The following is a 13,506-nucleotide window of genomic DNA, read 5'->3' on the forward strand; positions in this document are numbered from 1 at the left end:
CCGTCTTTATATTTTACAGAAATACCCTTAAAATATGGAAACCATGAACAGCGATGATGATAAAATAAATGTAAATACCATTGAACGAATTATTTCAGTAGGTTTCGGCGCATTGCTTTTGCGAAGTTCATTGAAAAAATTCAACCTTTTGAAGACAATTCCTAGTATCTATTTAATATATAGAGGAATTACAGGTAGGTGTTTATTATATAATGCGATTGATCTGGATAGCACTGAAAGACATAATGTTAATGTTAGGAGTTATTTTACTATTAATAAGCCTCGTGAGGAGCTTTATCAGTATTGGAGAAATCTAGAAAATCTTCCTTCATTCATGGAACATCTTCTATCGGTAAAAGTTCAGGAGAATAAATCTACCTGGACTGCTAAAATACCAGGGTATCACCGTGAGATTACATGGGATGCGGAAATTGTAAAGGATGAACCAAATGAGCTAATCGGATGGCAATCGATTCGTAATCCACTGATTTTTAACGCCGGAAAAGTGGTATTTAAAGATGCTCCAAATAATCAAGGTACCGAAATAACGGTCATCTTTAGCTATAGACCTCCCGCCGGTATTTTAGGAGAAGGGCTTGCAAAAGTACTAAATAAGCCTTTGGAGTATTTAATAGCAAATGAAGTAAGGGGCTTTAAACAAATAATGGAAACGGGAGAACGAGCGACGAACAAACTGAATAAAGAATAAGTATTTACAGCATGCTGTTGTTCGATTCAACAATCTAAGATGATGTATAAACACTCGCCGAACAGGTGACACGATAGAATTATAAATATGAAAGCATTATGTTGGAATGGCGTTAGGGACCTCAAGGTAGAACGTATACCTGATCCTACTATTGTAAATCCAAAGGACGCAATAGTTAAAGTTACGATGAGTTCGGTTTGCGGGTCCGACTTGCATCTTATAAACGGTTTTGTCCCGAGCATGAAAGCAGGCGACGTAATCGGCCATGAGTTTATAGGAGAAATCGTAGCGATCGGAAAAGAGGTAAAGGGATTACAAGTAGGCGACCGGGTGGTACCGGGTGGTGGTTGTTTCTGTTATCGGCTGTGGAGAGTGCCACTATTGTAAGCAACAAACCTGGTCGCTTTGCGACAATTCGAATCCAAATGCCGGATTACAAGAAAAGATTTATCAATATCCGACAGCAGGTATTTTTGGATATTCGCATTTATTTGGAGGATACGCAGGTAGTCATGCCGAATTTATACGCGTTCCATTTGCAGAATACGGGGCCTTTAAAATTCCGGAAGACATACCTGACACCAAGGCAGTTTTCGTTTCCGACGGTATTCCCACCGGCTTTATGGCGGCAGAAATGGCCTCCATAAAGCCAGGAGATATCGTGGCGGTTTTGGGCGCAGGAGGTGTCGGACAAATGGCAATACAGAGTGCTTACTTAATGGGCGCTGAAAAAGTTATTGCAATTGATCGATTTGACTACCGTTTGGCAGCGGCTGCCACCTATAGCCATGCAGAAGTGTTAAATTATGAAGCAACGGATATATTGGAGGCGTTGAAGGAGTCAACAGGAGGAAGGGGCCCGGACTGTTGCATCGATGCAGTCGGGATGGAGGCCCATACGACTGGGATGGAACATTATTACGATCGATCCAAGCAATTCTTAAGACTGCAATCCGATCGCCCGGCGGTGTTAAGACAAGCTATAACGGCCTGTAGAAAAGGTGGAACGGTATCAGTTGTGGGCGTATATGCCGGTTTAGTTGATAAAATCCCAATGGGTCTGTTTTTGAATAAAGGTCTGACAATGCGAGGTGGACAAATGCACGGGCAACGTTATGTCCCTCGGCTTTTTGAGCATATCCGCAACGGAAAAATAGATCCATCTTTTTTATTGACACACCCGATGTCATTGGAGGAAGGAGCGTATGCATACCGCATTTTTAATGATAAACTAGATAATTGTATGCGTGCAGTGTTCATACCTTCTCAATCATTCGTTGGCGACTAATGAAAAAATTTCCATTGAAGCAATGAACAAAGCCCTTCAAGCTCTGGAAAAACACTAAAGGCATTTACGCCCAATGTGTGTAATTCATCGCGAACGGACTCTTGACATTTTCCAGGAATCATGATTTTGAGTAACCGAGATGCAAAGTCTTCTTCCTGATGTAGGGAAAGTCTTTTTTTAATGGATTCCGTGCTTTGAACAGTAAAAACACCTGATTGATTATTGATACGTTGCTTGATGATCCGAGGTCGGAACAACCTTGTCTTATTTACCGTAAAGGGATTATGATTCTCTTTCATATTTAAATAGTGTGCTTCCGTAGCCATCAATATCCATATAGTAGCATAGGGTTGCCGGGATCGCTCCATCTTATATTGCTCGGTAGCAAACCATAGCGCTGTTAAGGCATTATTCGACCAATCTAAGAGGCGTGTAGGCAGTCCATAATGTTGACCCAGGGTGAGGTAATCCCAATCATTCATTGCTTGATGTTCCTTCACCAATAAGAAATTTGCCCTTTTAAACTCTTCAAGTAATTGTTGCTCAACTTTCAGAAGATCTCCCTTAGGGCGTAATCTAAGTAATTTCGAAACCAGAGGATAATCAGCCGCCTGGCCCCTAAAAAGAAAGTCATGGCTTTCCCTTTCGTTCTGTTTTCTCTTAAAATCTTTAATGGTATCAAGATATTCGTTGACAGAGGTAATTTCTGCTTCCATCACATGATGTTTCTGAAATATATACTAAAAACGTACCGAAGGCCGTACAGTCTGTGAAAACCGGCATGTATATCGCTTTTTATTACATAACATAAACTTGTGATATGAAACCAACAAAAGCTTTTTTTCCAAGCATTGTCGGCACCACAGCAATGACGATCTTCAGCTATGCTGTTTCCGGCTCAGGAGAGGAAAACTTCAAAGAACCGAAACTTCTCGCTGAGCTAACATCAGATTTTTTTGCAAAAGAATACAAATACATAGCTAAGCCGGGTGGTTGGGGTATGCACTATGCGATGGGACTTGCAATGGCGACTGTTTTTCAAGAGTTTTGGAAACAAAGAAAGCGGAAGCCTAATGTAAAGGATAGCGCTTATGCGGGGCTAATTAGCGGTTTAACCGGTATTCTTATTTGGCAAACTCTTTTTAAGGTGAGTGCTAATTCACCAAAAGTTTCTATTAAGCGTTATTACGGCCATTTAATTTTAGCACATTTGATTTTTAGTGCCGGCGTCGCGTTAACAAGCAGATTAGTAAGCCCTTTTAAAAAATATAGGTAGATTCATTCAATCGCCATAAACTTAGTACCGTCGGGTACAACGGCAGCGCCGCTCACTTTCATTTTACTTTTCATCATTGGAAAGTGCACCTTTTCCAACCTCCGTTCTTTCTTCTTAAACAGATAATCACTTAACAAAGGAAGGCACTATAATCATATCCACAAAACAACTAATATCTAGGCCTTTAATAGATCGCCACTGTAGGTAGTTTTGGTCGGTGGGAAGTGCTGTTTTTCTACCGGTTATATCAGAAATTAGGACATAGAAAAAATCTTGCCAAATATGCATAAAAAATAATATGAAAAACGAATATCGACATCCATACAGTGGATGCTGTAATAAACACATCTTATCAGCCAATTTTAACCTCGAAGAGTTTCTGTTCTTTTTTTTACGAAACCAACCCGCTATTTAGGCACAAATCCTGTAACTCTATTATCAACTAATCTTATGAGAGATCAAAACAGAACAAGTATGGGAAAAGATAAAAATGGCAGTTTCGTGCCACCAAAAGGACGTCCTTCGGGCACAGGCCGAGAAAGTAGCGGACTACGTGATGCGTTTGCCGTTACTGGGTTAGATGAAGACAATGAACTGGCGGAAAAATATACCAGCGGTCCGGATAAGCCGGCAGCAGGTATTACAATTAGGCATCAAAATAGAAATGTCGACAAGGGACGGGATAGAGAAGAAGAGCGGTAAATTAAATAAAAATCGGTGAACATAAAACAGTAAGATTATGGCAAATTCAAAAAAAAACACAGAAGGAATGCCCAATGCGCATCTGCATGAATTATTTGTAGACGAATTGCGAGATATTCTAGGAGCCGAAAAGCAACTTTTGAAAGGTTTGAAAAAGATGGCCTCCAAAGCCAATGGTGAAACCCTAAAAAACGCATTTCAGGAACACCTATCGCAAACAGAAGAACATGTGGAGCGATTAAAAAACGTATTTGATTCCATAGGTCTAACAGCAAGGGGAAAAAAATGCAAGGCAATGGAAGGGCTGTTGAATGAGGCGGAAGAAATAATGGAAGAATTTGAAAATGGGGAAGTGTTAGATGCTGCTTTAATATCCGCAGCCCAAAAAGTGGAGCACTATGAAATTGCAAGCTATGGATGTCTGGTAACCTATGCCAAATTGATGGAACATTCGGAAGCGGAGGAATTGCTAGCCACTACTCTTAATGAGGAAAAGGAAACAGACGTGAAATTAACGGACATTGCCATGTCTGAAGCCAATGTTGCTCAATAGTTCATTAGTTTTATTTAAGTGCAAAGCCCCAGTCAGTTTTAGATTGGGGCTTTGATTTATTTCATACCCCGCATGATAGGAGCAATATATAATCGTAATCAAGTAAATTTTAGCGTATGGGCACCCCTTAAGGAAACAATGGTGCTACACATTGTATCACCTAAGGAGGCGAAATATAACATGAAACCAACTAGCGAGGGCTATTTTTGTTACAAGCTGAAAGATGCAACCGGTATCATTCGATATTTTTATCAACCTGATGATAATGAAAAGGATTATCCTGACCCGGCCTCACGTTTTCAACCAGAAGGTGTACACGGTCCCTCTCAGGTAATTGACCATGCGCGGTTTCCATGGGAGGATGCCAACTGGCGCGGCATTGCTTCCCACCAATTACTTTTATATGAGCTACACGTGGGTACCTTTTCAGATGAAGGGACATTTGAAGGGGTGTTATCGAGGCTTGACGACTTGAAAACCTTAGGCATTACCGCGCTGCAGCTGATGCCTATTTGCCAATTTCCCGGGTTGCGAAATTGGGGTTACGACGGAGTTTATCCCTTTTCGGTTCAAAATTCTTACGGTGGTCCGATGGGGCTCAAAAAACTGATTAACAAATGTCACGAAAAGGGGCTAGCTGTTTTCATTGACGTAGTCTATAATCATTTAGGCCCGGAAGGAAACTATCTTGGCGAATATGGCCCGTACTTTACTGATAAGTATATGACTCCTTGGGGCCAGGCGATCAATTTAGATGGGGAATGGAGTGACGGTGTCCGTAATTACCTTTTGGCAAATATTGCGGAGTGGTTTGTTCATTACCACGTGGACGGTTTGCGAGTTGATGCTATCCATGCCATGTTTGATAATGGATCAGTTCCTTTCTGGGAGGTGGCCTGTGCCTATGTAAAGGAGCTTGAACGTGAGTTGGGGCGCCGATTATATATGATCGCTGAAAGCGATTACAATCATCCCCGGATAATTCAGCAAGGGAGCGGAGGACTTGGTTTTGATGGACAATGGTTAGACGATTTCCATCACGCATTATATACGCTGGTCTTTCCGGAGGGGAAAAAATTTTATCAAGATTTCGGAAAGATAGAACAGCTTTCCAAAGCATATAAAGAGGGCTTTGTACACACCGGTGAGTACGTGGAAGCGAGAAAGAAAAGATTCGGTGCTTCCTCTGCCGGTATACCGGGTAGTAAATTCGTGGTCTTTAATCAAAATCATGATCAGATAGGAAATAAAGGGCAAGGCGAACGTCTATCAACCAGTTTGGACTTTGAAAGACTCAAAATAACGGCAGGCGCTGTTATTCTATCACCCTACATTCCGATGTTGTTTATGGGAGAAGAATATGGTGAAAAAAATCCATTTTCTTATTTTATTAATCACGGTGATCCACAGCTGATAAGAGCGGTAAAGGATGGTAGAAGAAAGGAATTTGGAACGTTTATGGATAAAGAGGATGTATCAGCACCGGAAGATCCCGACGTATTCGAACGCTCCAAATTAAATTGGGATAAGCGAACAATAGGAAAGCACGCAATGATATTGGATTGGTACAAAAAACTGATCAAGCTTCGGTTTTCTGATCCGGTTTTTTCTAACTTTAATAAAAAAGATATACAAGTCAATGTGATCGATAGGCTTCTTGTCCTACAACGAGTGAACGAAGGAGGAAGAGATAATACATTATGTCTTTTTAATTTCTCCGAAGACGAAACTATGTATAAGATACCTATCGGCTTCCCTTATTGGAAGGAACTACTTTTTCATGATCACTCACCGGTTTATTACCAAGGGACTTCGGTGGCTATTACACCGTGGGCGGTGTGGATATTAAAGACTCTCGAAGCGCAAGAAGAAGTATATTAAATAGCATTTGCCAATCATCTCCATACGAGTGATTATCGCATTTCTTCGAATAATATAGGATATGCGATCAATCACTAAGGGTTCTGACGGCCGACAAAGTCATTGATAATCTGTATGCTCATTTTGCTATTTTTTTCGATAGACGTAATAATCTTTTGTATATCTTCCTCGTTCAATGATTTCAATCTTTCGTTTAGCAAACGGGATAGATTTTTGATGTTGCCCAAAGGCCCACCTAAATCATGCAATAGAATATGAAGGATGGAGTCTTTTTTATCATTCAGCTCATTCAAATAGTCTATATCTTCCTTTATTGTTGTGATGTCAGTCACATAACCTAAAAATAGTTCTTTATCTAAACTATTGTCAATACGTGCATATAGAGAAAGGATACATGTTTTCTCGTTAGGGAGTATCGTCCTGAATTCAAAATCGGTGAGCGAATTTCCCTGACGTAAAAATGGGAGATATTTTTTCAAACGCCGGACATCATCCGGATGAATAATACGAGTGAGTTTATTTATACTCTTATCGCCGGAGCGGATGCCGAAAAAAGACTCAAATGATGTGTTAGCATAGCAAAAAAGCTTATCTGTTAAACTGTATATGAAATAATAGCGATTGTCTTCCGCAATAAGTGAAAGTAAAAGTTCCTCAATATTCTTCATAAAGAGTGTATTTGGAAGTTAATCGTTTGTTACCCCAATATTAAATCGGTTAAATTAACAAAAAAGAATTGCAATAGCTACAAAGTTTGTGAACATTTGGCCCCTATGTACTTCATAGTAAATCAATGACAGGCTACAATCTAACTGTTGTATAAAATTCCGTTTAATATAAACGACTGAAACAACGAGCTTGGTTTTTGATTACATAAATTCGTAGTTTTGCATTAAATTCTCTCAGTGTACATTAGTAATAATTGCGGATACATTATTGGAAACACCCTTTCAAACAGCGAAACTGGGCAACAGACCGATTATCTTCCTTAAAAAAAGAATTGAAACCTTCGATTTTAAGGTCTATACATTGTTTCTTTTTAAAATTGATCCCATTGTAGCAAAGGAGGAAATTATACAATATTGCCGAAGCTATAATGCAGATAAACTCTCTAATACGACACTTTACGCATTTATTTTTTTTGACAACGAGAAATATGCTGATTTTCCTAAACGAGCTGCTACCTACATTTATAATACGCTGGAGGATAGCCTAGCTGTCCAACATATTAAAGCTGTATACATCTCCAATGTTATTAACGGTTTTAGCAAGCTTTTTTATTATCCAACAAGTTATTTCTTTGGTCACGCGGAAGAACACTATTATCTGGATGGTTTAACAAAGAATATAAAGTAGGCATACAATAACTGTATCTCTCAAATTTACCGGAAATGTAACCCTGATCACTCGATTATTTTATCGAGATTTGACTTAGGTTAAAATCCGCTTAAATATGGCTAACGATTTACTTAAAGCTTATTTTGCCCTCGCTGTTGTTTGTATAGTATGGGGCACTACTTATTTTGCTATGCGCATTGGTGTGAATACCATTCCGCCTTTTTTATTTTCCGGATTTAGGCAGGTTGTGGCAGGAGGAATACTATTGCTTTTCCTAAAGATAACCGGCAAGTTGAACGCGCTTACCAGGACTAATTTTATACGTCAAGCAATCCCCGGAATACTGATGATTACGCTTGGTAATGGTGTTGTAGGTTGGAGCGAAAAATTTATTCCCAGTGGTTTAGCTGCATTGATTGTCTCTATCATGCCTGTGTACATCGTTGTCGTTAGTTTTGTAAGCGGGGTAGATCGTAAAATGCCAAATATAGCAATAGTCGCAGGACTAATCATGGGGACTTTGGGTATTATACTCATTTTCAACGATAATTTGAGTGATTTGTCTAATCCATCCTATTTTACGGGAATGCTCGTAGCTTTCGGTGCAGCCTTAGCCTGGGCATCAGGAAGTGTGTACACAAAATATAAACCATCAAAGGCTGATCCACTTGTTAACGCCGCTATGCAAATGCTCATCGGGGGCATAGTGCTGCTACTAATGAGCCTTTTTTTAGACGACTTTAAATTAATTCAGCCAGTTTCCAGTGATAGCTTTTGGGCTTTAGTGTATCTGATTGTGATAGGATCGCTTCTATCATATCCCTGCTTTATTTATGCTTTGGATAAATTACCAGTGGGATTAGCTTCCATCTACGCTTACATCAACCCGCTTATTGCCTTAATGCTTGGCTTCTTTTTACTAAACGAAAAATTGACGACGATGTCGCTGCTAGCGTTATTTACGACTTTAACCGGTGTCTATTTTATCAACAGAGGCTACCGTCAGAAAAATCACACGCTTCGTTTGACAAGCTCAAGAAGAGAACCGTAATTATTGGTTATTTTAAATAATTTAAACATATATGTAGCATAATTTCATCAAGATTCGTCTACTAAGTAGTAATGCGTATTACTTTTTGTTTATTATTTATTTATTTAAAAACTAACAGTTATGGAAACTAAAAATCAAATGAAGAAACCCTTCTTTGCCAGATTCTTAGAAGGACAAACAGCTCAAAATGCTAAAAATCAGGATGGTAATCAGCAATCTCCAAAGTCCGAGCTTCATCAATCGCCGGATTGGAATGTTACGTTGAAGTTCCCTTCGGACAGTGACGAGGGTCTGTAAGGTATCTGAATCTTAGCATCTACAAGGGGTTGGCGCCGACCTCTTGTCCATTTTGATTGACATGATCTTATGTATTACCCATTCCAGTGACTTTTATACTATCGACATCGTTCAAAACGCCTTAAATCGTATGGGTGTACCATCAATCCGGTTAAATGTTGATGAATTTGCGATAAATTATAAAATTCATTACGATTTTACGGATAACGGACGGCAACTTTACCGATTAAATATAAACGGGTTAACCATTGAATCTTCTCAAATCACGGCCGTTTGGTATCGCAAGTTATGGGACTTAACAGTTCCCGGCGATTTGGATCTAACTTATCGATCTGTGTTCGTGAAAGAGTACCGTACCTATTTACAGTTATTCTTTGATAGTTTGAAAGATTTATATTGGATAAATGATATGCAAGTAGACCATGCTGTTGGGGGCAACAAAATATATCAACTGAAAATTGCGAATAGCGTCGGTTTACGGGTTCCCAAAACCACTATTAGTAATGAAGCGGCAACTATCCGAGCGTTCTATAAATCCTGCGTAAACGGAACGATCATGAAGCTTCATGGTGCTTTAGAGAAAAGTATGCATGCCAAATCGTTTCTTCCAACCATAAAGCTGGCCGATGAAGACTTGAAGAACCTGGAAGAGTTATCCTACTGCCCTATGATCTTTCAAGAGTATATAGACAAGTTATATGAATTACGGATAATTTATGTTGATGGTGAGTTTTTCACCGGGAAAATTCAGCATAAAGAGATGCAGACTGACTGGAGAATCACTCGGGGGACCTCTCCATCTTGGGAGCGATATCCACTGCCAAATGAAATAAAGCATAAATTACGAAGGATGATGCAACGCTTAAATCTGGGCTTCGGAGCGATTGATATGATAAGGAATAGGGAAGGTGCTTATATCTTCCTTGAAGTTAATCCGCAGGGTGAATGGGGTATGCTCCAAAAAGAACTAAATTATAAGATCGGAGAAACACTAGCAGAAAAACTAATTGAGCACGCAAGGAAAAATGAACAATAAGAAAGTATTAATTATTACCCACGAAGGTGATAACGCCTGTGTAGCAAACGTTACAGATCATATAGAACAGATTGGTGGTAACGTAATACGATTTGATGTAGATAAGTATCCAACAACGGCCTCCTTAACAAGTTCATACAACAAACAGGGGTGGTCTGTTGAGCTAGAAGGAACAATGGCTCAATTGTTGGACGACAATCTTACCGGTGTTTGGTATCGCAGAAGCCATTACATTGGTAGAAACCTTAAAAACCTAATCCATGATGCTTATTTACCCGCGACATTGGGAGAGGTTAAACGGACGCTCTATGGAATGGTAGAATCGTTGCCCTGCTTTCAGATGGAACGTTACAGCACCTATCGACGATTAGATAGCAAAGAAGAACAATTGAAAATAGCACATAAATACGGTATGCAGATTCCTGCAACCTGCATCAGTAATTCGCCACAGAAGATAAAAGAATTTATGCAGCAAGTTGGGGGTGAGTTTGTTGCCAAAATGCAAAGCTCTTTTGCAATTGTTAAGGATAATATAGAACAAGTTGTATTTACAACTCTTTTAGATCCTGAGGATATTGAACAATTGGAAGACATTCAATATTGTCCTATGATCTTCCAAGAAAAGATAGAAAAAAAACTAGAATTGCGTGTGACCATTGTAGGCTACGAGTTTTTCGCCTTTAGCATCGATTCCCAAAAGCAGGAAGACACAAAGATTGATTGGCGTAAAGATGGACTTAGCTTGATAAACGAATGGAAACCTTTTCAGCTGCCGGAGAGAATAAAGAAAAGCCTGACACTTTTGATGGATTATTATCAATTGAACTATGGGGCCATTGATCTCATTGTAACTCCCGATGATGAATATTATTTTTTAGAAATTAATCCGGCAGGTGAATATTTTTGGCTGGACCAAATGTGCGGGCATGCCATTTCACAACAGATCGCCAAGGTACTTATAGGAGCCGCATTAAGAAGAGAGTAACAACATGCAAAAACGATCCGGTGATTTTTTTGTATTAATTGTATATTCTATTAGTCTCTATCAACAGCATAAACCAAGTGTTAGGGGCATGAATAAGAAAGTTAATATTAATAAGTGAAATGACAGCATCTTTTTTGCCTATAGACCTCAATACATGGCCGCGAAAGCCTTATTTTGATTACTTTTATTATCAATTGAAGACCAAGTACAATGTCAATCATCACTTGGAAATAACCGCGTTGCTCAATTCCATTAAAAAAAGACAGCTGAAATTTTATCCTACGTTTCTCTATCTTATAACAAAAACGGTGAATCAAAACGAAGCGTTTAGAATGGCTTTCGATGAAAATGGCATTTTGGGACTTTGGAACTTTTTAGTGCCATCATATACGATTTTTCACAAGGACGATAAAACATTTTCGGATCTATGGAGCCCTTATTACACGGGGTTTAATGACTTTTATACCACCATTTTGCACGACATGGAACAATACCGAGATATCAAAGGTATTCGTGTGAAGGCCGGACGTCCTGCTAACTTCTGTCCCATTTCTGCACTTCCATGGTTAAGCTTTACAAGTATTAGCCAAGACACTTACAGTGACTCGGATCTACTTGTTCCTATCATTAGATTTGGTAAGTACTATCAAAATATGGAAAAAACCCTACTGCCATTTTCTATATATGTACATCATGCAGTGGCCGACGGTTATCATACATCCAAATTTATTAATGAGCTGCAGGACTTATGCCGGGAAATTGATGATTGGATAGATTCGTAGATGCTAAGGGATCGAAAAGTCGCAAAACTGATCATTATTGGAAACATCTTATCAAAGAAGGGGGCACCGAAGTCGCTTGTGGCTGGCTAACAGATAAATTTGGAATAAGTTGGCAGATTATTCCAAAGAAACTGAGTGCATTAGTAGGAAATCCGGAAAAGCCCCAAGGGTGATGGCTGTTTTGATGCAAATGAAAAAAGTTGATCATTGCTGATTTGGAAAATGCATAACTGTGTTTCTGCTTTTCTATCTTCTTATGTCCACCGTATTAAACTCGTCGGGTGCCCTCTTTTTTGAGCTTATATGCGGGACCTGCTTTTACAATGTTTACAGTGACATATAAAGTATACAGATATCTACTGAATATACACATAACGGCATGCCTTAAACGGTTGATTTTCATTGTGGCCTGAGAATTGCTTATATATGCTGATCGTAAAAAGTAGACACGAATGAAGAAGTTGATTTATATTCTTGAAGATGAGTCGGATATAAGGGATATATTATCTATTTTCTTATCTGAATATGCAGAGGTAAAAACTTTTGGGAACATTAAAAGCTTTAAAGAAGCCATGCTGGCTGTTATTCCTCATCTATTTTTACTGGATATAAATCTCCCTGATGGAAATGGATTGGAACTTGCAACTGATATTTCTAAAAATCAATTGGCTAAGAACAAACCAATAGTTATTATGTCTGCCCACGCAAAAGGTGATGATTTGCAAAAAAGAAAAGAGATTAGTGCTTTTATTTCAAAACCTTTTGACTTAAGTCAGATGGAGCAAAAAGTAGTCGAATTATTAGAAGCATCTTAGTGATTTGGATAAAAGAAAAGACGGGCAATATGAAGTCACTGCCCGCCTAAAGGCGCGACCTATGGCCAGGATGTCTCAGTCATGGGAAGTACCATAATTTCCGGGATCACAGTTTCTTTTGGTAGTGATAGCACATACCGAACAGTATCGGCTACATTTTCAGGATCTTGTAGCAAATTAACATCGATGTCGGGGAAACGCTCCAGTAGAAAGGGGGTTTTCATTCCTCCGGCAATTACGGCAGTGACCTTTATACCCTCTTTACGCCCTTCCACGTGTAGGGCATGACTAAAGCCCAGCAATCCCCATTTACTCGCGTGATAGGGAGAGGCGTTAGCCCAAGCTCGTTTGCTCGCTGTCGACACGATATTCACAATATGTCCTTGTCCATTCTTTTTCAAATATGGGAAAGCGCTTTTTGAAACAATAAAGGGGCCACGAAGATTGACACTCATTACTTGGTCCCATTCATTGAGGCTTAATTCTTCCACTGATTTAGTATAATCTACTCCTGCATTGTTTATTATCACATCAAGTCGGCCAAAATGGTCTACTACTTGTTTTAGTACGTTTATCACACTGGTTTCATCACTTACGTCCATCACATATGATTGTGCATTGCATCCGGCAGCTGATATTTCCGCTGACGTATGTACCAAATCATTTTCTCTTACATCTGTTAATGCAATGCTGGCACCGTCTCTTGAAAGCCTCTTACAAATTGCTGCTCCTAGACCACGACCAGCTCCGGTAACTAAAACTACTTTATCTTGCAGTGAATTTTCCATAATAT

The 13,506-nt window shown here is 39.3% G+C and carries 18 protein-coding genes; 15 read left to right on the forward strand and 3 right to left on the reverse strand.

Features of this window, described 5'->3' with window-relative positions; translation table 11 throughout:
• Positions 1–34 precede the first annotated feature (34 nt).
• From E0E36_RS10530 to E0E36_RS28170, 3 genes are all read left to right on the forward strand, one after another.
• Complete coding sequence (locus E0E36_RS10530) at positions 35–709, forward strand: SRPBCC family protein (protein ID WP_130855901.1); 675 nt, start codon at positions 35–37, stop codon at positions 707–709.
• 87 nt (positions 710–796) lie between these two features.
• A complete protein-coding gene (locus E0E36_RS28015) occupies positions 797–1,096 on the forward strand; it encodes an alcohol dehydrogenase catalytic domain-containing protein (RefSeq protein ID WP_246860293.1) in 300 nt (99 codons plus the stop codon).
• Positions 1,050–1,997 (forward strand): zinc-binding dehydrogenase, encoded by a 948-nt coding sequence (locus E0E36_RS28170; RefSeq protein WP_278045555.1) that lies wholly within the window; start codon positions 1,050–1,052, stop codon positions 1,995–1,997. The genes E0E36_RS28015 and E0E36_RS28170 overlap by 47 nt, the downstream gene beginning before the upstream one ends.
• Here the strand turns inward: E0E36_RS28170 and E0E36_RS10540 are convergent.
• Positions 1,994–2,713, reverse strand: coding sequence for an FRG domain-containing protein (locus E0E36_RS10540; protein ID WP_130855902.1), 720 nt, complete (start codon positions 2,711–2,713; stop codon positions 1,994–1,996). The two genes, E0E36_RS28170 and E0E36_RS10540, sit on opposite strands and share 4 nt — an antisense overlap.
• Positions 2,714–2,817: 104 nt before the next feature.
• Between E0E36_RS10540 and E0E36_RS10545 the strand changes: the two genes are divergently transcribed.
• From E0E36_RS10545 to treZ, 4 genes are all read left to right on the forward strand, one after another.
• Positions 2,818–3,273, forward strand: a complete 456-nt coding sequence (locus tag E0E36_RS10545; RefSeq protein ID WP_130855903.1) for a hypothetical protein — start codon at positions 2,818–2,820, stop codon at positions 3,271–3,273.
• Positions 3,274–3,747: 474 nt separating this feature from the next.
• Positions 3,748–3,975, forward strand: a complete 228-nt coding sequence (locus E0E36_RS10550) for a hypothetical protein (RefSeq protein WP_130855904.1) — start codon at positions 3,748–3,750, stop codon at positions 3,973–3,975.
• 37 nt (positions 3,976–4,012) lie between these two features.
• The gene (locus tag E0E36_RS10555; protein ID WP_013667047.1) at positions 4,013–4,528 is read left to right on the forward strand and encodes a ferritin-like domain-containing protein; all 516 of its coding nucleotides are present in this window, start codon (positions 4,013–4,015) and stop codon (positions 4,526–4,528) included.
• A gap of 72 nt (positions 4,529–4,600) precedes the next feature.
• Complete coding sequence (gene treZ, locus E0E36_RS10560) at positions 4,601–6,409, forward strand: malto-oligosyltrehalose trehalohydrolase (protein ID WP_130855905.1); 1,809 nt, start codon at positions 4,601–4,603, stop codon at positions 6,407–6,409.
• A gap of 74 nt (positions 6,410–6,483) precedes the next feature.
• Here the strand turns inward: treZ and E0E36_RS10565 are convergent, their stop codons facing one another.
• A complete protein-coding gene (locus tag E0E36_RS10565) occupies positions 6,484–7,077 on the reverse strand; it encodes a PAS domain-containing protein (protein ID WP_130855906.1) in 594 nt (197 codons plus the stop codon).
• 268 nt (positions 7,078–7,345) lie between these two features.
• Between E0E36_RS10565 and E0E36_RS10570 the strand changes: the two genes are divergently transcribed.
• The 8 genes from E0E36_RS10570 to E0E36_RS10605 all read left to right on the forward strand — a co-directional run bounded on the left by E0E36_RS10570 (position 7,346) and on the right by E0E36_RS10605 (position 12,713).
• Positions 7,346–7,765 (forward strand): hypothetical protein, encoded by a 420-nt coding sequence (locus E0E36_RS10570; RefSeq protein WP_130855907.1) that lies wholly within the window; start codon positions 7,346–7,348, stop codon positions 7,763–7,765.
• Positions 7,766–7,862: 97 nt separating this feature from the next.
• Positions 7,863–8,798, forward strand: a complete 936-nt coding sequence (locus E0E36_RS10575; protein WP_130855908.1) for a DMT family transporter — start codon at positions 7,863–7,865, stop codon at positions 8,796–8,798.
• A gap of 120 nt (positions 8,799–8,918) precedes the next feature.
• The gene (locus tag E0E36_RS10580; RefSeq protein WP_130855909.1) at positions 8,919–9,095 is read left to right on the forward strand and encodes a microviridin/marinostatin family tricyclic proteinase inhibitor; all 177 of its coding nucleotides are present in this window, start codon (positions 8,919–8,921) and stop codon (positions 9,093–9,095) included.
• Between the two features lie 61 nt (positions 9,096–9,156).
• Positions 9,157–10,131, forward strand: a complete 975-nt coding sequence (locus E0E36_RS10585) for an MvdC/MvdD family ATP grasp protein (RefSeq protein ID WP_341273586.1) — start codon at positions 9,157–9,159, stop codon at positions 10,129–10,131.
• A complete protein-coding gene (locus E0E36_RS10590) occupies positions 10,121–11,116 on the forward strand; it encodes an MvdC/MvdD family ATP grasp protein (RefSeq protein ID WP_130855911.1) in 996 nt (331 codons plus the stop codon). Before E0E36_RS10585 ends, E0E36_RS10590 begins: the two co-directional genes overlap by 11 nt.
• A 119-nt stretch (positions 11,117–11,235) precedes the next feature.
• Positions 11,236–11,898, forward strand: coding sequence for a chloramphenicol acetyltransferase (locus E0E36_RS10595; protein ID WP_130855912.1), 663 nt, complete (start codon positions 11,236–11,238; stop codon positions 11,896–11,898).
• The gene (locus E0E36_RS10600) at positions 11,883–12,071 is read left to right on the forward strand and encodes a VOC family protein (RefSeq protein WP_041387554.1); all 189 of its coding nucleotides are present in this window, start codon (positions 11,883–11,885) and stop codon (positions 12,069–12,071) included. Before E0E36_RS10595 ends, E0E36_RS10600 begins: the two co-directional genes overlap by 16 nt.
• A gap of 279 nt (positions 12,072–12,350) precedes the next feature.
• Positions 12,351–12,713 (forward strand): response regulator, encoded by a 363-nt coding sequence (locus E0E36_RS10605; RefSeq protein WP_013667037.1) that lies wholly within the window; start codon positions 12,351–12,353, stop codon positions 12,711–12,713.
• 59 nt (positions 12,714–12,772) lie between these two features.
• Here E0E36_RS10605 and E0E36_RS10610 read toward each other — a convergent pair whose 3' ends face one another.
• Positions 12,773–13,501: an SDR family oxidoreductase gene (locus E0E36_RS10610; protein ID WP_130855913.1), complete on the reverse strand. Its 729-nt coding sequence runs from the start codon at positions 13,499–13,501 to the stop codon at positions 12,773–12,775.
• Positions 13,502–13,506: the final 5 nt, after the last annotated feature.

This window comes from Olivibacter jilunii (assembly GCF_900607235.1).
Classification (GTDB): domain Bacteria; phylum Bacteroidota; class Bacteroidia; order Sphingobacteriales; family Sphingobacteriaceae; genus Olivibacter; species Olivibacter oleidegradans.